At 66.9% G+C, this 20,115-nt stretch carries 15 protein-coding genes; 4 read left to right on the plus strand and 11 right to left on the minus strand.

Translation table 11 applies throughout. The features are described from left to right. Positions 1 to 45: 45 nt before the first annotated feature. From AC07R7_RS12315 to AC07R7_RS12340, 6 genes are all read right to left on the minus strand, one after another. The gene (locus tag AC07R7_RS12315; protein ID WP_492887032.1) at positions 46 to 2,163 is read right to left on the minus strand and encodes a TonB-dependent receptor; all 2,118 of its coding nucleotides are present in this window, start codon (positions 2,161 to 2,163) and stop codon (positions 46 to 48) included. A gap of 380 nt (positions 2,164 to 2,543) precedes the next feature. Further along, the gene (locus tag AC07R7_RS12320; RefSeq protein WP_494635340.1) at positions 2,544 to 3,503 is read right to left on the minus strand and encodes a polysaccharide deacetylase family protein; all 960 of its coding nucleotides are present in this window, start codon (positions 3,501 to 3,503) and stop codon (positions 2,544 to 2,546) included. Positions 3,504 to 3,506: 3 nt separating this feature from the next. Next, complete coding sequence (locus tag AC07R7_RS12325; protein WP_492887034.1) at positions 3,507 to 4,454, minus strand: polysaccharide deacetylase family protein; 948 nt, start codon at positions 4,452 to 4,454, stop codon at positions 3,507 to 3,509. Between the two features lie 5 nt (positions 4,455 to 4,459). Next, positions 4,460 to 5,359 carry an isocitrate lyase/PEP mutase family protein gene (locus tag AC07R7_RS12330; protein ID WP_492887035.1) on the minus strand — a complete coding sequence of 300 codons (900 nt, stop codon included), beginning with the start codon at positions 5,357 to 5,359 and terminating at the stop codon, positions 4,460 to 4,462. Then, on the minus strand, positions 5,352 to 5,849 hold the full coding sequence (locus AC07R7_RS12335) for a LeuD/DmdB family oxidoreductase small subunit (protein ID WP_492887036.1): 498 nt from the start codon (positions 5,847 to 5,849) through the stop codon (positions 5,352 to 5,354). Before AC07R7_RS12335 ends, AC07R7_RS12330 begins: the two co-directional genes overlap by 8 nt. Further along, a complete protein-coding gene (locus tag AC07R7_RS12340; RefSeq protein ID WP_492887037.1) occupies positions 5,849 to 7,165 on the minus strand; it encodes an aconitase/3-isopropylmalate dehydratase large subunit family protein in 1,317 nt (438 codons plus the stop codon). The genes AC07R7_RS12335 and AC07R7_RS12340 overlap by 1 nt, the downstream gene beginning before the upstream one ends. Positions 7,166 to 7,361: 196 nt before the next feature. Between AC07R7_RS12340 and AC07R7_RS12345 the strand changes: the two genes are divergently transcribed. Together AC07R7_RS12345 and AC07R7_RS12350 are read left to right on the plus strand one after the other, a co-directional pair. Beyond that, positions 7,362 to 8,552 carry an acyl-CoA dehydrogenase gene (locus AC07R7_RS12345; RefSeq protein ID WP_494635341.1) on the plus strand — a complete coding sequence of 397 codons (1,191 nt, stop codon included), beginning with the start codon at positions 7,362 to 7,364 and terminating at the stop codon, positions 8,550 to 8,552. Positions 8,553 to 8,576: 24 nt separating this feature from the next. Beyond that, positions 8,577 to 9,269 (plus strand): isochorismatase family protein, encoded by a 693-nt coding sequence (locus tag AC07R7_RS12350; RefSeq protein ID WP_494635342.1) that lies wholly within the window; start codon positions 8,577 to 8,579, stop codon positions 9,267 to 9,269. Here the strand turns inward: AC07R7_RS12350 and AC07R7_RS12355 are convergent, their stop codons facing one another. Beyond that, positions 9,270 to 10,472: a CaiB/BaiF CoA transferase family protein gene (locus AC07R7_RS12355; RefSeq protein ID WP_494635343.1), complete on the minus strand. Its 1,203-nt coding sequence runs from the start codon at positions 10,470 to 10,472 to the stop codon at positions 9,270 to 9,272. A 126-nt stretch (positions 10,473 to 10,598) separates the two neighbouring features. Further along, positions 10,599 to 11,399 (minus strand): isocitrate lyase/PEP mutase family protein, encoded by an 801-nt coding sequence (locus tag AC07R7_RS12360; protein WP_494635344.1) that lies wholly within the window; start codon positions 11,397 to 11,399, stop codon positions 10,599 to 10,601. Between the two features lie 273 nt (positions 11,400 to 11,672). On the opposite strand from AC07R7_RS12360, the gene AC07R7_RS12365 reads away from it, so the two are divergent. Further along, on the plus strand, positions 11,673 to 12,470 hold the full coding sequence (locus AC07R7_RS12365; protein ID WP_492887042.1) for an IclR family transcriptional regulator domain-containing protein: 798 nt from the start codon (positions 11,673 to 11,675) through the stop codon (positions 12,468 to 12,470). Positions 12,471 to 12,691: 221 nt separating this feature from the next. Then, positions 12,692 to 13,387, plus strand: a complete 696-nt coding sequence (locus AC07R7_RS12370; protein ID WP_494635345.1) for a dienelactone hydrolase family protein — start codon at positions 12,692 to 12,694, stop codon at positions 13,385 to 13,387. Here AC07R7_RS12370 and nagE read toward each other — a convergent pair whose 3' ends face one another. Genes nagE through AC07R7_RS12385 form a run of 3 tightly spaced genes read right to left on the minus strand, consistent with a single transcriptional unit; the run spans position 13,388 to position 20,025 of the window. Beyond that, positions 13,388 to 15,190, minus strand: coding sequence for an N-acetylglucosamine-specific PTS transporter subunit IIBC (gene nagE / locus AC07R7_RS12375; protein ID WP_494635346.1), 1,803 nt, complete (start codon positions 15,188 to 15,190; stop codon positions 13,388 to 13,390). A gap of 5 nt (positions 15,191 to 15,195) precedes the next feature. Then, positions 15,196 to 17,718: a phosphoenolpyruvate--protein phosphotransferase gene (gene ptsP, locus AC07R7_RS12380; RefSeq protein WP_494635347.1), complete on the minus strand. Its 2,523-nt coding sequence runs from the start codon at positions 17,716 to 17,718 to the stop codon at positions 15,196 to 15,198. Positions 17,719 to 17,742: 24 nt separating this feature from the next. Beyond that, the gene (locus AC07R7_RS12385) at positions 17,743 to 20,025 is read right to left on the minus strand and encodes a family 20 glycosylhydrolase (RefSeq protein ID WP_494635348.1); all 2,283 of its coding nucleotides are present in this window, start codon (positions 20,023 to 20,025) and stop codon (positions 17,743 to 17,745) included. Positions 20,026 to 20,115: the final 90 nt, after the last annotated feature.

A 20,115-nucleotide genomic window follows, 5' to 3' on the forward strand; every position in this document is an offset into this window, starting at 1 on the left:
TCAGCCCCGGGGCGCCCGCCAGCGGGCGTCCCTGGGGCTAGAGGACTAGTAGTTGAACTTGATCCGAGCCATCACAATGCGTGGGTCGGCGGGATAGCCGGCCACGGACGGCGAGGTTGCGTTGGCGACTTGCAGGACGGCGGCATAGTACTTCTTGTTCGCCAGGTTCTTCCCCTCGACCGAAAAGGTCCAACGGCCATCCGGCGTCTGGTAGGCGAACGAACCATTGAGCAAGCCTTGCGCGCCGGTCTTTTCAAGGTCGACGGTGTTCGACACGTTATTCCAGTAGCCGGACATGTAGGTCCAGCCGCCGTTGAGACGGATCGTGCCCCGGATGTCCAGTTCAGGCGTGTAGGTGAAGCCGGCCGAGGCCTGGGTCGGGATCAGCGCCTTGATCTCCCGATCCTGGCAATTGACGATCTTGGTGAAGGCGTCACTGCAAGAGAACGGCGCGGTGTACTTGCCGTTCTGGTGCGAGAAGGACCCGTAGAGCTCAAGTTCGCCGTTGGGCCGATAGTTGGCCTCGAGCTCGATCCCCTGGACACGCGCGCCCGTCGCGTTCGACGTGAACGTGTTGACCGTTCCCGGGAAATAGACTGGCAGCTGCAGGCCATTGTATTCGGCCCGGAACAGCGCTCCGTTCAAGCGGAAGCGGTTGTCGGGCGTCTGGTACTTGAAGCCGGCTTCGTAGCTTTTGACCTTTTCCGGATCATAGGCGATCGGGCCGCCCTCGACGCTCGTGCCCGTATTGGTGTTCGGCGCGATGGCGTTGTAGCCGCCGCTCTTGAACCCCTTGGTGAAGGACACGTAGGTCATGAACGACGGCTGGATCTGCCATTCCAGACCGATCTTCGGCGTCCAGGCCTTCCAGTCCTGCTTCGCCGCTTGGCCGTAAGGCCGTTGCGTGTAGTAGGCCTGCGTGAACTTGGTCTGCTCGTAGGTGTAGCGAAGCCCGCCCGTCAGACCGACCGTGTCGGTGATCTTAAAGGTCCCCTGAGCATAGGCCGCCGCGGCGTCCGTCTTGCGATACAGGTTCTTGGGCGGCGAGGTTATGGGCTCGAAGTCGTTGGCGTTCTCGTTGAAGTAGTAGACCCCGACCACGCCCTTGAACCGCTCGGTGTCGTAGCTGGCGTTGAACTCCTGGCTCCACGTCTTGTCGTGAATATCGAAGTCGATCAGGATCGGGACCGTGTTCGTCACCATCACCAGCGGAATGATCAGCCGGTTATCCAGGCGGCGATAGCTGCTGATGGAGTTCAGGGTCCAGTCACCGGCTTCGTAGCTGGCCTGCACTCCGACGCCCCAGGACGTCAGGTTGCCGTAGTGCCTGCCAGTGATCTCGGTGGTGAAGGGATCGCGGTCGGGCTTGGCGAGCGGAAAGGTGACGCCGGGGTAGTTGGTGAGGTTAACGCCCGTCAGGGCGTGGGACTTGTCCTTCGTATAGTCAGCGGTCGCCGTGATGGTGAACCTGTCGGTGGGCGTGTAATGCAGCTTTCCGCGCGTCGAGATGAGGTTGCGGTTGTTCAGCTTGTCCCCGGTGATCGTATTCTCCACGAGCCCGTCGCGGCGGCGATAAAGGCCGCTGATCGAGGCGGTGAGATTTTGCGCCAACGGACCCGCGACGTAGGCGCGGGCGTCAAGGGTGTTGAAGCTGCCGTAGGCGATGTCGCCGGACGCCTCCAGCGCCGCGCCGGGCGTCTTGGTGATGATGTTGATTGCGCCGCCCGAGGCGTTGCGGCCGTAGAGGGTGCCCTGCGGCCCCCGCAGCACTTCCACCCGATCCACGTCGGAGAAGTCGAACAGCGCGCCATTGGTGCGCGGCATGTAGACGCCGTCCACATAGATCGCCACCGCCGGATCGGCCAGGATGCCGGAGTTGTCCTGACCAGCGCCGCGAATGTAGATCCGGGCGGCGTTGGACACGGCGGTCGGCGGCGAAATCAAGGTGTTGGGAATGCTGGTGCTGAGGTCGCGAACACTCGAGATCTGACGCCTCTCGAGGCCTTGGGCGGTCAGGGCGGTCACGGCCACGGGCGAGCGCTGAAGGTTCTCGGATGTACGCTGCGCGGTGACGATGATTTCTTCCAGGGCGCTATGATCATCTGACTGATCCTGAGCCCAGGCTCCAGACGCCGTAAGCAGCGCCCCCGCCGAAACCGACACGAAGATTGCCAAACCAGTACAAACCGAGTATTTACACCCATTGATCTTAGCCATGATCCTACAATCCCCTTATATCTGGCTTATATTGATGCGTTTTTATTGATCCGTAACTTAAAACACGAGATGTATATGGCGTACGCCAGCGCCAACTAATGATCTCATCACGCAGAATATGTGCGGGTTTTTGGATTGGAACCTGAGATGAGGTAAATGATCGTCTATCGGATACGCCCCGGATCCATAGACAGAAATCGCAAGAACCACGCCCGCGAGACGAAGCTCAATGAGTGTAAAAGCCCCAAAGAATCCACAACCTCTCCTTGCTTTAAGCTCGCCGGAGCACTCAAGGCATCTAGATTCCGGGTACGATTTTCCTTGCCTTAGCCTTTGGCGTCCGGGGCGGGGCGAACCGGGCTCGAGCCTTCGCTGACCGCGAACATGTCGGCGGCCTCGGCGGCCGTGACCGCCGCGAAGCCACTCGCGCCGGCTAGGCAGGTGAGCATCCGGCGCAGGGACGCGATCCGGAACGGCTGGCCGGCGACATAGGGCGTCAGGGTGAATCCGAGCATCCGACCGCCGAAACGCTCAGCGTCCTTCGAAAGATAGGCCTGCGCGGCCAGAACCTGGTCGACCCATTGGTCCTCGGTCTGACGTCGGTCGCTCAGAAGCGTGCGATCGTCCAGTTCGTTGGAGATCGGCAACGATAGGATCGCGCCCGACGGCGTCGTCATCGGCAACGGAACCTCGTCGGGCTCCCAATCCAGGCAGACCTCGAAGCCCGCGCCGGCAAGCAGTTCCAGCGTGGAGAACGACTGCTGGCGCGCCGGGCTCATCCATGTCCTGGGCGCAAGCCCCGCCCGGGCGAAGGCAGCCTTGGTCTCCTCGATCCAGGCCTTCTCGGTCTCGCGGTCCAGGCCGCCCCAGTGGATGTGGTCGGTGTCGACCCCGTAGGCGGCGATCTCGTGGCCGTCCTGCAGGATCGCCTCGATGAGCGGCCTCACCCTCGGCAGCAACACGGCGTTGATCGGAAAGGTCGCCTTGAGGCCGTGCGTCCTCAGGGCGTCGAGGATGCGGAAGACTCCGACGCGGTTGCCGTAGTCGCGGGTCGTGTAGTGGCGCAGGTCCGGATAGGGCGTGACCATCGCGCCCGGGTGTTTGAACGGCTTGCCCGATGGATTGAGCATATGGTGCTCGATCGGCACGACGATGACGCCCAGCACCGAAGATCCACCCGGCCAGGCGACCCTCGGCCGCGCGCTCGCCGGCCGCCAGTCGTACAGCGACTGGTCCATGCCGTAGGCGCGGTGCGGATAGTTCAGATAGTCGTCAGGCATCGGCATGGGTCAGCCCTCCGCTGGGCCGAAGCCGGTCCCGCCGGTCGCCAGGCCCCTGGCCTGGATGTCGGCGACCGTCTGGTCCCAATACTGCTCACGATAGGCTTGGGCGATCTCGGCGGCGGTCGCGAACCAGACGTCGGAGCCGTGGCCGGCGATGTGGCTCAGCGCCTCTTCGAACGCGCCAATACGGTGCGGCTGGCTGACCAGATAGGCATGCAGCGGAATGCACATCACCGTGCCGCTGCGCTCGCCCTCCTCCAGCAGTTGGTCGAAGTGCCGCTTTAGCACCTCGGCGTAGCGCCAGGGATCCATGGTGAGCGCGCCATAGGCGATGACGTCGTTGACCTCCAGCGAATAGGGCATCGAGATCAGGCGCCCGCCTTTGGTCTTCAGCGGCTGCGGCTGGTCATCCTGGAAGAGATCGCAGGTGTACCAGAAGTCGTATTCCGCCAGCAGGTCGAAGGTCCGCTCGGTATGGGTGAGCGCCGGCGCCAGATAGCCCCGGATCCGCTGCCCGGTAGCGTTCTGGATCGAGCGGATCGAGTCCTCGATGATGGCCCGCTCCTGAACCTCGTCCATGCCATAGGCGTAGCGGGTGTTGTAGATGCCGTGGGAGAAGAACTCCCAGTTGCGCGCAACACAGGCCTCGATGATTTCCGGATGATGGTCGATGAGCGCGGTCGACAGGGAGATCGAGCCGCGCAGGCCAAATCGGTCCATCAGATCCATCAGCCGCCAGTGTCCGACGCGGTTGCCCCAGTCGCGCTGGGAGTAGCCTACGACATCGGGCGATGGCTTGGGCCAGCCCGGTCGCGATGGATTCTTCGGCGGATCGAACTCGTAGAACTCGATGTTGGGTGCGATCCAGAACGCCAGCTTCTTGCCGCCTGGCCACACGATCTTGGGACGGTCCCGGTAAGGCCAGTAGTCGTAAAGGTTCGGATCGGCGCGCATGGAAATCAGCGCTCCGCGGCCGCGCGATAGAGTTCCAACTTGAGGCCGGGATCGTAGCGATCTCCGAGGGCGGCCATCTCATCGATGCCCAGACGCTCGTTCAGCCCCTTGAAGTCGAGCATGCTGCGCAGCATCGGTTGGGTGGAGCCGCTCTCGCGCAGACTCTTCAGGAAGACCTCGGCCTGATGCACCAGATTGCGCACCAGGGCGCCCGGCGAGATGACCAGCTTGAAGCCCATTTCGGAGAGTTGGTCCAGGGTGAAGGGCGGCGTGGCCCCCCCCTCCACCATGTTGGCGATCAGCGGCACGCCGGGCAGCGCCTTCACGATGGCCCTCATCTCCGCCTCGGTGCGCGGCGCCTCGACGAAAATGACGTCGGCTCCCGTCTCGCGGTAGCGCACCGCCCGTGCGATCGCCTCCTCGAAGCCGATCACGGAGATGGCGTCGGTCCGCGCGATCACCAGGGTCTCGGAGGACTCGCGCGCGTCGAGCACCGCAGCCAGCTTGCCGCACATCTCGTCCGCGGAGATCACCGTCTTACCGGCCAAATGGCCGCAACGTTTGGGGAAGGACTGGTCCTCGATCTGCATCGCCGAGGCCCCGGCGCGTTCCAGCAGTTTGATCGTGCGGCGGGCGCTGATCGAACCGCCGAAGCCGGTATCGGCGTCGACGATGATCGGCAGGGACACCCGTTCGCGAATCCGCGCCGTTACGTCGACCACGTGGTCGAGGCTGACGAGCCCGATGTCGGGCCTACCCAGTTGGGTGTAGGAGATCGCCGCGCCCGAAAGATAGACCGCCTCGAATCCGGCACGCTCGATCATCAGGGCCGAAAGCGGGTCGTAGGCCCCGGGGGCGAGCAGGGCTTCACTCCCGGCCAGCCTCTGCGACAGGGTTTTATTCATCGTCGGACTCCGGCGCCGCCAGACGGCGCTTTAGGTGCGGCAATAGCCCGCCGTCGCGGATCATCGCCATGATATGGCTGGGGAGAGGCTCGAGCTCGTAGGTCTTGCCTGTCGTTAGGTTATCGACGGCGCCTTCCTCCAGGCGGATCTCCAACTGATCGCCTGGCGAGATTTCCGCCGCCTGTTCGAACACCACCGCCGGGACGCCGAGATTGATGGCGTTGCGGAAGAAGATTCGCGCGAATGACGTCGCCAGCACCGCCGAGACGCCGAGCAGCTTGAGCGACACCGCCGCCTGCTCCCGCGAGGAGCCCATCCCGAAATTGGCGCCGGCGACCACCACGTCGCCCGGACGCACGGTGGCGGCGAAGGACGGGTCGAGCGCCTCCAGGCAATGGCGGGCGAGGTCCTCGGCGCTCGATTTCATGTAGGCGCCGGGCGCCAGGAGGTCGGTGTCGACGTTGTCGCCGAAAACGAAGGCGCGACCCATTACGCCGCTCCCTGTTCGAGAAGCGCGCGCGGATCGCTGATCGCGCCGGCGACCGCGGCGGCGGCCACCGAATAGGGCGAACCCAGGAAGACCTTCGCGCCCGACGAGCCCATGCGGCCCTGGAAGTTGCGATTGGTCGAGGAGATGCAGACCTCGCCCTGAGCTAGCACGCCGGCCCCGTATCCCGCGCAGGCGCCGCAGCCGGACGGCATCAGCGTGGCGCCCGCTTCCATCAGCACGGAGAGCGTACCGTCGGCGGCGGCCAGGGTGGTGGTCTTCGATGAGGCCGGCGCCACGAGCAGCCGCACGCCGGGCGCGATCCTGCGGCCCTTGAGCACGGCCGCGGCCATGCGCAGGTCTTCGATCTTCGCCCCCACGCAGGCCCCGATATAGGCCTGGTCGATCTTCTGGCCGGCCAGTTGGCCGACGTCGAAGGTGTTGGCCGGCGAATGCGGCGCGGCGATCTGCGGGGCGAGCGCCGAGGCGTCGAAGACGTGGGTCTCGGCAAACACGGCGCCGGGATCGGAGGCGAGCGCCAGGGCGGCGGCTTCGTCCTCCACCGGACGCCCGCGCTCGCGCAGATAGGCGAAGGTGACAGCGTCGGGCGCGACGACGCCCGTCTCGGCCCCGAGCTCGGCGGCCATGTTCGACAGCACCATCCGTTCCGGCATGCCCATGGCCTCGACGGCGCTCCCGGCGTATTCGATGGCGCGGAAGGCGTTGTCGAGGCCGAGCGCCTTGCAGAGGCTCAGCATGACGTCCTTGGCCGAGAGTCCGCGCGGCAAATGGCCGTTCAGGATCACGCGCACTGTCTCGGGGCATTGCAGCCAGGTCTCGCCGGTGGCCACGACGCCCGCCATGTCGGTCGCGCCATAACCGGCCGCATAGGCCCCGAAGGCGCCGGCCGTCGGCGTGTGACTGTCGCCGCCCGCGATAAACGCTCCGGGGCGGATTAGGCCATGATCGGGCAGCACAAGGTGGCTGATGCCGACCATGTCGAAGAAATTGCGCACGCCATAGTCGCGGACAAACTCACGGGTGACGCGCAGAATCTCTGCGGTCTCGGCGTCGACGGCGGGAACATAGTGGTCGGCGACGATGACCACCTTGTCGGGGTCCCAGAGCCCGACGCCCAGCTCTTCGAGCATCGGACGCCAGCGGCGCGGGCCGGAGGAGTCGTGAGCGAAGGCCAGGTCGACCTTGGCGGTCACCATCTGACCAGGCCTGACGCTGCTCAGGCCGGCGGCGCGCGCGATGATCTTCTCGACCATCGTCATCGCGGCCGGGCTCGCCGCATCCCCGATCGCACCAGACAATAGCCTCTCCCCGCTCCTTCGCATCACGAGGTCCATACTAGGCGGCGGCGCGGACCCGCATGGGGCGAAGCTATAGCCTTATCCGCTGTGCGACCAAGGCGGTCTCTGAACTGGCGATCCGGCCGGGCTAGGCGGAGTTGGAGCGTGAGCACAAACTGACAGCGGCCGATCCCAAAGTCCGGCCAGAGGAGCATCCATGTCCGCCGCCCTTGGGCAAAGCCAGAAGACGTTTCGCTGGGAAGATCCACTCGACCTCGCCGCGCGGCTCACCGACGAAGAACGGATGATCTGGGAGACAGCGCGGCAGTACGCCCGCGAAAAGCTCATGCCCCGAGTCGTCGACGCCTATGCCGACGAGCGCTTCGATCGCGAGATTCTCAGGGAGATGGGCGCGCTCGGTTTCCTCGGCCCGACCCTGCCCGAGGAGTACGGCGGCGCCGGCGTCAGCCACGTCGCCTACGGGCTCATCGCTCGCGAAATCGAGGCCGCTGACTCCGGCTATCGGTCGGCGATGAGCGTGCAATCCTCACTGGTCATGTATCCGATCCATGCGTTCGGCTCCGAGGCGCAGAAGCGGAAGTTCCTGCCGGCCATGGCGGCGGGCGAGGTGGTGGGGTGCTTCGGCTTGACCGAACCCGACGGCGGCTCCGATCCGGCCTCCATGCGCACGGTCGCCAAGAAGGTCGACGGCGGCTACGTGCTCAATGGCGCGAAGATGTGGATCACCAACAGCCCCATCTGCGACGTGGCCATCGTTTGGGCCAAGCTCGACGGCGTGATCCGCGGCTTCCTGGTCGAGCGGAGCGCCGAGGGCTTCAATACGCCGACGATCCGCAACAAGCTGTCCTTGCGCGCCTCCGTCACCGGAGAGATCGCGCTGGCCGACGTGTTCGTACCCGAGAACATGATCCTGCCGGGCGTGTCGGGCCTGCGGGGGCCGTTCTCCTGCCTCAACAAGGCGCGCTACGGCATCGCCTGGGGCGCGATGGGCGCGGCCGAGTTCTGCCTCCATGCCAGCCGCGACTATGTCGCGAGCCGCTCGCTGTTCGGGCGCTCGCTCGCGTCGCGTCAGCTCGTCCAGAAGAAGCTAGCCGACATACAGACCGAGATCGCGCTCGGCTTCGAGGGAGCCCTTGCGCTGGGCCGGCTGCTTGACGAGGGTGCCTGGGTTCCCGAGGCGATCTCGATGATGAAGCGCAACAACTGCGGCAAGGCGCTCGACATCGCCCGTGTCGCCCGCGACATGCACGGCGGCAACGGGATTTCCGGCGAGTATCATGTCATGCGGCACGCCGCGAACCTCGAGACGGTGAACACCTACGAGGGTGCCCACGACGTCCACGCCCTGATCCTGGGCCGCGCCATCACCGGCGAGAGCGCCTTCTAGGGGCGCAAGCAAGGAGTTGAACCAATGACGGATCTTGCCTTCGAACCGACCATGGTGTGCGAGCACAAAACCGCGCGCGAACTTTACGAAGCCGTGAAGGCCAACCCCGCCCGAGCGCGGTTCGGCTTCGGCCAAAAGCTGGCGATCATGAACATCGACTTCCAGCAGGCCTATACGCGGCCTGATCTGTTTCCAAAGAGCGCTTACGTCACCGACCCGAGACAGATCGAACACACCAACCGCATATCGGCCCTCGCGCGGTCGAAGGGCATGCCGGTGATCTGGAGCCACGTCGCCTATAAGCCCGACGCGGGCGACGCGGGCGTCTGGGGCACGCGAACCGATACGCCAGATTCTCTGCAGAACATCAAATACGAGAGCGAACGCCATCTGTTCGATCCGCGGGTGGAGATCGACGAAGCGCGCGACCTCGTGTTCACCAAGCGGATGCCGTCGGCCTTCTTTGAAACGCCGCTGGCCAGCTACCTCGTCTGGCACAGGGTCGACACCGTCGTGATCACCGGCGGCTCGACCTCGGGCTGTGTGCGGGCGACGGCGGTGGACTCGCTCTCCCACGGCTACCGCACCATCGTTCCCGAGCAGTGCGTCGCCGACAAGCACGAGAGCTACCACTTCGCCAACCTGACCGACCTTCAGCTCAAATACGCCGATGTGGTTGATGTCGATGAGGTCGAAGCCTGGCTTTCCGCGCGGTAGTCAGATCGCGCCCTTCGACGCTAGGCCGTCGAGCGCGTCTTCCGAAAACCCCAGGCGTTCGGAAAGGACGGCGCGAGTGTCGGCGCCGAGGGCGGGCGGCGCCAGGCGATACTCCAGCGGCGTCCGTGAAAGCCTGATCGGCGAGGCCACGGTGCGGATCGGCGCATCGAGGTCGTCGCGAGTCTGCTCGACCACTGCGTTGCGCGCGATCGCCTGAGGTTCGGCGAAGGCCTGGGCGACCGAATTAATCGGGCCGCAGGGCACGCCGGCGCGATCGAGCAGCTTCGCCCATTCCGTCGTCGTGCGCCTGCGCAGGTGCGGCCGCAGGACATCGACGAGCTCGGATCTGTTCCTGACGCGCAAGGCGTTGGTCTGGAACCTCCGATCGGTCGCCAGCCCGTCGTCGCACAAGGCCGCGAAGGCGCGAAACTGAGCATCGTTACCGATCGCCAGCACCAAGGCGCCGTCGGCGGTTTCGAACACCTGGTAGGGAACCAGATTGGGGTGCGCATTGCCCAGCCGCCCGGGCGATCGCCCTGAAACAAGATAGTTCGACGCTTGGTTGGCGAGCATGCTCAACTGGACATCGAACAGGGCCAGATCGATGTGCTGACCCTGCCCGGTTGCGCGCACGTGCAATAGGGCCGCCAGGATCGCGGTCGCCGCGTACATGCCGGTGAACAGGTCGACGACGGCGACGCCGGTCTTCATGGGCTCGTCGCCCGGCGCGCCGGCGGGTTGGCCCGTGATGGACATCAACCCCCCCATGGCCTGGATCATGGCGTCGTAGCCGGCCCGGCCCGCCTCGGGGCCCGTCTGGCCAAAGCCGGTGATCGAACAGTAGATCAGCCGGGGATTCAGTTTGGCGAGACTGGCGTAGTCGAGCCCATGACGGCCCAGATCGCCCACCTTGAAGTTTTCGACGAAGATGTCGGCCCGCGTCGCCAGCGCGCGGACGATGTCACGGCCTTCTTGGGTCGCCAGGTTCGCGGTGACCGACCTCTTGTTGCGGTTGGCCGCCGTGAAATAGGCCGCGTCGCCGCCCCCGCCGTCCTTGTCGTCGCCGTCAAGGAACGGCGGTCCCCATGCGCGGGTGTCATCTCCGGCTCCGGGCCGCTCGATCTTGATCACCTCGGCGCCGAGATCGGCGAGGGTCTGGGTCGCCCACGGCCCCGCGAGCACGCGCGTGAGATCCAGCACCATTACGCCCGCAAGAGGTCCCAAAAGCCCGCTCCCCGAATTCTGCTGAAGACATTAGAGTCAAGAGGCAAGCCGACGAGGGCGCTCGCGTGCATTACCCGAACGGCGGATAGCCAGGCTCGGACCGCATCATTTCACGACGCCGATAGGCCGAAGCCGGCGCGGGGGCGCGAGATTGCTCAGCGCCCGCCCCGCCGCTTGCGACATGGCGTTGAGCACGGCGGCCGGGCTCAACGCCATCGCATAGCCCAGATCTTCCAACACCGCGGCCGTCACACCGTCGTCCTGGTCGAACCCGAAATCGTAGATCATCGGGACGCGGCCGGCGAAGTGCGCCGCCACCCGCTGCACTGACACCCGATCCACCAGAATCATGTCTGCGCCGGCTTCGAGATAGGCTTCCAGCCGGTCAAACGCCGCAGCCAGGCCTTCGACGCCCGCAGCCTGGGTGCGGACGATAATCAAGGCGTCCACGCGGGTGTCGACAGCCGCCTTGAGCTTGCCGATCATGTCCGCCGGCCGAACGACGACCTCGCCGGCCCCCTCCTGCACGCTGCCGGGGCTGACGGCGTCCGAGATGTGGATCGCCGAGGCGCCCGCGCGCTCGAACAGCTTTACCGTCCGGATCACATTGAGCGCGTTGCCGTAGCCGGCCTGGACGTCGACGATCAAAGGCAGATCGACGACTTCACGGATGGACCGCGTGAGATCGACCACCTCTCCGAACGCGACCTGATCCTCGTCGGGACGACCGTACCGGGCCATGGCCACCGTACGGGGCGAGAGAGAAAGCGCGGCGGCCCCGGCTTCGGCGGCCACGCGGGCGCTGAAGGCATCCCAACAGCCAGGCACCGCCAGCAGATCGCCGCCCCCTCGCGCGCGCGCGGCCACCAGGGCTTCGAAGTTCGACACGTGAGCCTTTATGGCCATGCTCGTCAGTTCCCTCGCAAGTCCAACGGGAAATAGCTGTGTGAGCATAGGGAGAGCCTTCGAAACCGTCACGCGATGGCGTGTCAAAGCCTGCGGCGGGCGCCTGCGACTTAGTCGGCTTAGCCGCCAGTCGGTCTCTTGAGCGAGCAAAACCTCTTGCTCGATTGTGTTGAAGTTTTAATTTTATCGCCAGGCGGATAAATGTGCCTAAGCGGTACGCGAGCGTGGATTCCGGCACAAAGTTTCGAAGGTGTTCTGGGGAGAGTTCACCAAATGGAAAAAGGCGTTCCAATTCGGTCCGTTACGCGAAGCTTAGCCGTCCTGCGGGCGATCAACCGCGCCGGCTCCTTGTCGATGATGGATATCGCCGTTCAGTCGAAGGTGCCCTATCCGACCGCCTGCCGAATTGTGCAGACTTTGTTGCACGAGGGCATGATCGAACGGGAACCCGCCCGAAAGCACTATCGCCCCACGGCGCTCGTTCAGACGCTAGCCAGCGGCTACCAGGACTTCAGCCGGGTCACCTCGATCGCGCGCCCCCATATCGTTGCGCTTACCAAGAAACACCTTTGGCCGATGTTGATCGCCACCCGCGTCGGGCAATCCATGATGGTGCGCGACAGTACCCATGCCCTGACATCGCTGAGCTTCAACAACTATCATCCTGGAGACACCTTTCCTCTGCTTGAGTGCGCTTCCGGGCGCGCCTACATGGCGTTCGCCACCGATGAGGAGAGGGCTGGCATTCTGGAGAGCATCGACGAGGTCGGGCCTGGAATTGATCCGCATACCCTCTCGCTTTTCCAGTCGGGTATCCTGTTCGAAGAGATCCGCGAGGCGGGCTATGCGACGCGCGCCAGGAACCGCTTCACCTCCACGCCTGGCAAGACCTCCTCGGTCGCTGCGCCCATCTTCGAAGACGGCGTGGTCTGTGGCGCATTGACGCTGGTGTTCTTCTCTTCCGCGATCAAGATGGACGAGGCTGTCGGCCGTTACGCCGACGATCTGGTCGCCGCCGCCCGGATGATCAGCGCTGAACTGCGGGACGTTCAAGGCCGCGCGGCCGCCTGAAGCCATACGATAGGCCGCGCCGGCGCGGCCGTTCAGCTCACCCGCGCTCAGGATTGCGCCACCGATGACGCCAACGGTCATCGCCTGCGCGAGCCGCCAGTTCTGAACGGTGGCGAGCCGCGCGCGCGGCGCTCGTCCGACCCGACAGGATCGTTCAAGCGCGGGCTCGCACGAATGTCGAAACTCGCGGCCGTCCCCCGATCCGCCGCAGGAGCGCGACCGTGTCCGAGTACCTGACCATCACCGTCCCCGATGGCGACTTCCAGGCCCTGGTGGTGCGCCCCAGCACGGCGCCCGCGCCGGCTATCGTCCTCATTCAGGAGATCTTCGGCGTCAATGACGGCATCCGGCAGATCGCCGGCGAGCTGGCCGCCCAGGGCTATATCGTCGTCGCTCCCGACCTGTTCTGGCGCTTCGAACCCGGCCTGGCGATGTCGGAGGCCTCGCCCGAGAACTCGGAGAAGGCGTTCGGCTTCTACAATCGCTTCGACTTCGACAAGGGCGTCGAGGACGTGGTCGCCACCATCAAGGCCGCGCGGACGCTGGACGGCGCCAACGGCAAGGTCGGCGTGACCGGCTACTGCCTGGGCGGACTGATGACGTTCCGGGCCATGGCGGCCAGCGACGCGGATGTGGGCGTCGTCTACTACGGCGGCGGGACCGACAACTACGTGGCCGAGGGCGCGCGGATCAAGAAGCCGCTGCTGATGCACCTGGCCGGCGACGACGAATATATCGGCAAGGAGGCCCAGGCGAAGATCCACGACGCCCTGGACGGGCACCCGCGCATCCAGATCCACACCTATCCCGGTCGCAACCACGCCTTCGCGCGGCCCGGCGGCGACCACTATGACGACGCCGACGCCAAGCTCGCCAACGCCCGCTCGGCGGCCTTCTTCAAGGCCCACCTGTTCTAGCTAGGGCAACTGGCGGCGGACAGCTTCGCCGACGCGCTCGGCGTCGGGACCCAGCACGACGTGGACAACCTTGTCGCCAACCCGGATCACGCCGCGCGCGCCCAGGGCCTTCAGAGCCGGCTCGCTGACCGCGCCCTGGTCGGCGACGACCAGGCGCAGGCGGCTGGAGCAGGTCCCGACACTTTTCAGGTTCGCGGGCCCGCCCAGAGCGCTCAGCAGCTTCTCGGCCTTGCGGTCGTCGTCGATGCTGGGCGGCGCCAAGGGCGCGGGCTTGGCGGCGGCGACGGGCTTGGCGAGCGCGGCAGCCCCCCCGATACCTCGGCCTAGGGCGGCGCGGATCTCGCCGGCGACGCCGTCGGCGATCGGGCCCAGCACGACCTGCAGCGCCTTGTCGGACGGCCGCACCACACCGCGCGCGCCGAGCGCCTTCAGGGCCGGTTCGCTGACCGCGCCCTGGTCGACGACGATCAGGCGCAGGCGAGTGGTGCAGGCGTCGACGCTGGTCAGGTTGTCCGCGCCGCCCAAGGCCGCCACGAAGTCCGCGCCCCGGCCGCCGCCGGTGGTGACGGTCTCGACGGCGACGGCCTCCTCGTCCTCGCGCCCCGGAGTCTTGAGGTCGAAGCGGAGGATCGCGAAGCGGAAGACGCCATAATAGATCGCGCCATAGACCAGGCCGACCGGGATCAGCAGCAGCGGGTGCGTGGCCTTGTTGAAGTTCAGCACATAGTCGAACAGGCCCGCCGAGAAGCCGAAGCCCAGCTTCACGTCGAGAATGTTCATCAGGGCCATCGACAGGCCTGTCAGCACCGCGTGGATCGCGAACAGCGCCGGGGCCAGGAACATGAAGCTGAACTCGATCGGTTCGGTCACCCCGGTCAGGAACGAGGTCAGGGCCAGCGAGCCCAGCATGCCGGCGACGGCCTTGCGCCGCTCGGGCTTGGCGGTGTGCAGCATGGCCAGGCACGCGGCCGGCAGGCCGAACATCATCACCGGGAAGAAGCCGCTCATGAACGCGCCGGCGGTCTTGTCGCCGGCGGCGAAGCGGTTGAGGTCGCCAGTGACGCCATTGAAGTCGCCCAGGATGAACCAGACCACGTTGTTGAGGATATGGTGCAGGCCCGTGACGATCAGCAGGCGGTTGAACAGGCCGAAGACGAACAGGCCGACATTGCCCGACGCCGTGACCAGATGGCTCAGCCCGTCGACGCCGGCCTCCAGAGCGCCCCAGCACGAGCCGAAGATCAGGGCCAGGATCACGCCCGCCAGGCCGGCCACGATCGGCACGAACCGACGGCCGCCGAAAAAGGCCAGGTACTCCGGCAGCTTGATGTCACTGTAGCGGTTGTAGAGCCAGCCGCTGATCACGCCCGACAGGATGCCGACGGGGATCGACAGCTTGCCGATCTCCTTGGCCTTCCAGGCCGCCACCGTTAGGTCCTTGGCTTCGGCGACCACCTTGGCCGTGACCTCGGGCGGAACGACCAGCAGGGCGTCGACGCCCTTGGTGGCGATCACGTAGCAGACAACGCCGGCCAGGCCCGCCGCGCCGTGGTTCTCCCTGGCCAGGCCGACGGCGACGCCGATGGCGAAGATCAGGCCCAGGCTGCCGAAGATCGCGCCGCCGGCGGCGCTGAAGACGTTGGCGATGTTCAGCGAGACGCCGTGGGTCATGACGGCCAGGCCTGGCGCGCCCAGCAGGTCGGTCTGGCCGATGCGCAGCAGCAGCGCCGCCACCGGCAGCACCGCGATCGGCAGCATCAGGGCCCGGCCCAGGGGCTGAAGAATCTCGAGCGGAGACTTCATCGGGTTCAGGCTCCGAAGGATTTCACGAGGGCGCGGACCGCCTCGGACGAGGTCTGGTCCAGGGCCTGGGCCGCGAGGCTGCGGCAAGCTTCAAGAGAAAGGCCACGGACCCGGGCCTTCACCTCGGGCGCGATCGAGGCCGTGGTCGAAAGCTCGGTCACGCCCAGGCCCAGCAGGATCGGGGTGGCGGCGACGTCGGAGGCCAGCCCGCCGCAGACGCCGACCCAGCGATGATGCTTGGCCGCGCCCTTGCAGGTCTGGTCGATCATCCGCAGCACCGCCGGATGCAGGGCGTCGATGCGGGCGGCCAGCTCGGGATTGCCCCGGTCCATGGCCAGCACATACTGGGTCAGGTCGTTGGTGCCGATCGACAGGAAGTCGGCCTCGGCGGCGAGCAGGTCGGCGGTCACGGCCGCGGCCGGGGTCTCGATCATCACCCCCAGCTCGACCTTGTCGGTGACGCCCATCTCGCGCTTGGCCTCGTCCAGCATGGCGCGGACGGCGCGCAGCTCGTCCAGGCTGGCGATCATCGGGACCATGATCTTGCACTGACCGAGTGGCCGAACGCGCAAGATGGCCCGCAGCTGAGTCTTCAGCAGATGCGGCCGCCAAAGACTGACGCGGACGCCGCGCAGGCCCAGGGCGGGATTCTCCTCGGCCGGGATCGGCAGATAGGGCGCGGCCTTGTCGCCGCCGACATCCAGGGTGCGGATGATCAGCGGCTTGCCGTCCAGGGCCGAGGCGATGGCCTGGTACTGGCGGGCCTGCTCGTCCTCGTCGGGCGGGGTGTCGCGGTCGAGAAACAGGAACTCGGTGCGCAGCAGGCCGCAGCCTTCCGCGCCATTGGCCACGGCGGCCAGGGCGTCGTTCAGCGAGCCGGTATTCGCGAACACCTCGATGCGGACGCCGTCCCGGGTGACACAAGGGTCGTGGGCGGCGGCCCGGGCGGCGGCGCGGCGTTCCTGGCGCTGGGCCAAGGCGGTCTGGGCCGCTTCCAGGGCCGGCGCGTCGGGCGCGACCCGCAGGGTCCCGCTGTCGGCGTCGAGGATCAGCGTCGCGCCGTCCTTGACCTTGAGCAGCGCGCCGCCCAGGGCGACCATCGCCGGGATGCCCATGGCGGCGGCCAGGATGGCGACGTGCGAGGTCGGACCGCCGCGCGCGGTGGCGAAGCCGGCCACAGCGGCGGGATCGACGCCCATCAGCTGCGAGGGCAGCAGTTCGTCGGCCAGCAGGATCGAGCCGGGCGGCAGGACCGCGCCCTCGTCCTCTTCGCCGGCCCCTTCCAAAACAAGGAGGGCGCGCAGCACCTGGCGTTCCAGATCCACGAGGTCGTCGACGCGTTCGGCCAGGCGGCGGTCGCCCAGACCGCGCAGGGCCTCGACATAGCCGCCGACTGCCTTGCGCCAGGCAAAGCCGGCGCTCTTGCCCTCCCCGATCAGGCGGCGAGCCCCGGCGGAGAGTTCGGGATCATCCAGGAAGGCCAGGTGGGCACCGAGAATGGCCTTGCGGGCCTTGTCCCCCTTGGCGGCATTGGCTTCGATCCTGGCGCGGACGGTGTCGAGGGCGGCGGCCAGGCCGGCCTCTTCATGGGCGACGCCCTCGCCGGCTTCGCGCACGACGATGTCGGTCGAAGCCAACCGAACGGCCTTGCCGATGGCCAGTCCCGGCGCGGCCAGCACGCCCTTCAGCACGCCGTCACGCGGCAGTTCGGCGGGCGCCACAGGCGCCTCGATCACAACGGGCGCCGCGCTCTCGGCCGGAGCCGGTCCGCCCTCGCCCATGCCGCCGCCGATCAGCTCGGCCACCGCCTGGATCGCCGCCTCGGCGTCGTGGCCCGAAGCCACCACTTGGATGGTGTCGCCGTGGCGGATGGCCAGGGACATGACACCGACCGGGCTCTTGGCGCTGGCGCGGCGGTTGACCGCCACGAGGGCGACCTCGGCCTCGAACTTGCGGGCGGTCTCGGCGATGCGAGCGGCCGGACGGGCGTGGACGCCGTGGACAAGGGGAACAATGACCGCGCGCGCGACCTCGCCGTCGCTCACCAGGCCGGCGGCGGCGTTTCCGCCGATCGGCGCCAGCTCCATCAGGAAGTCGCCGACCGACACCTCGCGATCCTGGTCGCGGCGGACGATCTCGAAGGCGTCCGGATTGGTGATCACCACCGGGGTGATCAGGCTTCGGGCGCGCTGGGCCAGGAGGTCGATGTCGAAGCCCAGCAGCTTGTCGCCGGCCTTCACGCCCTGGCCTTCCTTGACGAAGACGCTGAAGCCTTCGCCGTTCAGGGCCACGGTCTCCAGGCCCACGTGCATCAGGATCTCGGCCCCGTTGGCGGCGCGCAGGGTCACGGCGTGGCGGGCGCGGTGGACGGTGGCGACCACCGCGTCGCAGGGCGCGTGCAGGGTCGAGCCGAACGGATCGATGGCCAGGCCGTCGCCCAGCATCCGCTCGGCGAACACCGCGTCGGGAGTCTCGTCGAGCGGCGCGATCCAGCCCTTGAGCGGCGCGGAGAGTACGAGGTTGGACACGGGGCGCTACTCTGTCTGGAACGCTTATTGGGACTTCAGGGTCACGCGCTCGATCACCCAGAAGGGATCGAGGGTCTTCGAGGTGAAGGTCAGGCACAAGTCCGTCTGGCCCGCGCGGGCCGGCAAGCGGGCGGTGACCGTCGACAGGCCCGGATTCCTGGCGGCGTCGCCCAGCGGGATGGCGGCGATGCGCTCGCCCGTACAGCCTAACCGCACCTCCAGCTCTCCGCCTGGCGTGGCGGGCGGGTGGAGCGGAATGTTGTCGCGGTCCTTGCCGACCTGGAAGTTGAACGGGATCTGGGTGATCCGCGCGGTCAGCACCGCGCCCTTGTCCAGCCTGGCGCCTTCCCAGATCCAGCAGGGGTTGAAGATGTCGACATACATCATCGGCCGCTTGTCGAAGGCGGCGGGCGCGTCGTCGATCAGCGTCAAGGGCACCTTCTCGGTGCAGGCCTTCAGCTGGCCACTGACGCGAGTGTCCAGCAGGGCCGGCGTGATGGTCCAGGACCGCGCGCGGCCCAGGGCCTGGCCTTCGACGAAGGTCTGGGCCTTCACCGTCGCGCCGCTGGTCAGCGCCAGGGCGCCCGCATAGACGCTGGAGGCCGCCGTCGGGGCCTTGCCGTCGGTGGTGTAGCGGATCTCGCCGACGCCCAAGCCGGTCGAGAGGGCCAACTGGGTCTTGCCGTCCACGCCTTCCGACGGCGAGCCTTGCGGCTCGAACGGCACGGTGTTGGCGGCGACGCCCAGGATCTTCAGACGCGCCATCTCGGCCGGCAACCGGCGGGCGAAGTCGTCCCAGTTCGCGTCCGCTTCAGACGACCAGCCGCGCTCGGCCAGGGCCACGGCGCGCGGGAAGGCCATCAGCTCCATGCGGGTGTCGGTCTGCATGTGCTCGGTCCAGACATTGGCCTGGACGCCCAGGATGTGCTCGCGCTCGTCCGGGGTCAGCTGGGCCGGGGCCGGATCGAAGGCGTAGACGTCCTTCAGGCTGGAGACGTGGCCGCGACCGGTCGGCTCTTCAGGCGACTGGCTCTGGCGGTTGTCGAGATAGAGCACCGGATGCGGCGACAGCACCGTGTCATGGCCCTGCTTGGCGGCGGCGATGGCGCCGTCGATGCCGCGCCACGACATGACCGTGGCGTTGGGGGCGAGACCCCCTTCCAGGATCTCGTCCCAGCCGATCAGGCGGCGGCCGCGCTTGTTCAGCGACTTGCCGACCCGCTGGATGAACCAGCTCTGCAGTTCATGTTCGTCCTTGAGCCCCAGTTCCTTGATCTTGGCCTGGACCTTCGGGCTGGCCTTCCACTGGTCCTTGACCGCCTCGTCGCCGCCAACGTGGATGAAGGTCGACGGGAAGATGTCCATCACCTCGTTCAGCACGCCGTCGAGAAAGGCGAAGGTCGCGTCGTCGGTGTTGTAGAGCCAGGGGAACACGCCCCAATCCCCCATCCGCGAGGCGTCCGGCGCGGCCGTGCCGAGCGAGGGGTAGGCGACGATCGGCGCCAGGGCGTGGCCCGGGGTCTCGATCTCCGGCACCACGGTGATGTTGCGGGCGGCGGCGTAGGCCACCAGCTCGCGGGCCTGATCCTGGGTGTAGAAGCCCCCGTACTTCGGATAGCCGCGCGCCGCGCCCGGATCGGTGCGCCAGGCGCCGATCTCCGTCAGCTTCGGATACTTCTTGATCTCCAGCCGCCAGCCCTGGTCGTCGACCAGGTGCCAGTGGAAGGTATTGAGCTTGTGGGCCGCCATGGCGTCGATGACCGCCTTCAGGGTGTCCAGCGACTGGACGTGGCGGGCGCTGTCGACCATCAGGCCGCGCCAGGCGAAGCGCGGGGCGTCCTCGATCGACGCGGCGGGCACGGCGACCGGCCCCTTGGCCGCGTCCGGCGTCGCCAGCTGCCACAGCGACATGGCGCCGTAGAACAGGCCCGCGCGCTTGGCGGCGGCGATGGTCACGGCGTTGGGCGAGATGTCCAGTTTGTAGGTCTCGCCCGCGGGTCCTTCGCGGGTCAGGACGATGGCGGCTTCACCGGCGGCGGGCGGCCCCTCGACCACGCCGGGCTTGAAGCCGCGAGAGCGCTGGATCAGGTCGGCGAGTTGGGTGGCGACACCCTTGGCCTCGACATCACCCTTGGCCACGTGGATGCGGGTGGCGGCGGAAAGCTTGAAGGCCCCTTCGGCGCGGACCGCCTTGGCAGGCGCGGGGGTCAGGGTCAGGCCGGCGGAGTCGGCCATGGCGCTCGTCGCGAGCGCGGCGGCCAGAACAACCGCCGAAACGGCGATGGTGCGCAGCGGAGTCTTGGTCACGCGGCCTCGCAGGGAAACAGGCGGCAAAAAGCGGGCGGGACAGCGAGACTGCCCCGCCCCAGCTCCATGCTTGCAGTCAGGAGGGGTTGG

It is taken from the genome of Caulobacter sp. GW821-FHT05F04 (genome assembly GCF_059419665.1).

Coding starts and splice junctions, on each gene's coding strand:
- AC07R7_RS12345 (WP_494635341.1), top strand. CDS start 7,362: ATGTCCGCCGCCCTTGGGCAAAGCCAGAAGACGTTTCGCTGGGAAGAT.
- AC07R7_RS12330 (WP_492887035.1), bottom strand. CDS start 5,359: ATGAATAAAACCCTGTCGCAGAGGCTGGCCGGGAGTGAAGCCCTGCTC.
- AC07R7_RS12335 (WP_492887036.1), bottom strand. CDS start 5,849: ATGGGTCGCGCCTTCGTTTTCGGCGACAACGTCGACACCGACCTCCTG.
- AC07R7_RS12360 (WP_494635344.1), bottom strand. CDS start 11,399: ATGGCCATAAAGGCTCACGTGTCGAACTTCGAAGCCCTGGTGGCCGCG.
- AC07R7_RS12320 (WP_494635340.1), bottom strand. CDS start 3,503: ATGCCGATGCCTGACGACTATCTGAACTATCCGCACCGCGCCTACGGC.
- AC07R7_RS12325 (WP_492887034.1), bottom strand. CDS start 4,454: ATGCGCGCCGATCCGAACCTTTACGACTACTGGCCTTACCGGGACCGT.
- AC07R7_RS12350 (WP_494635342.1), top strand. CDS start 8,577: ATGACGGATCTTGCCTTCGAACCGACCATGGTGTGCGAGCACAAAACC.
- nagE (WP_494635346.1), bottom strand. CDS start 15,190: ATGAAGTCTCCGCTCGAGATTCTTCAGCCCCTGGGCCGGGCCCTGATG.
- AC07R7_RS12355 (WP_494635343.1), bottom strand. CDS start 10,472: ATGGTGCTGGATCTCACGCGCGTGCTCGCGGGGCCGTGGGCGACCCAG.
- AC07R7_RS12365 (WP_492887042.1), top strand. CDS start 11,673: ATGGAAAAAGGCGTTCCAATTCGGTCCGTTACGCGAAGCTTAGCCGTC.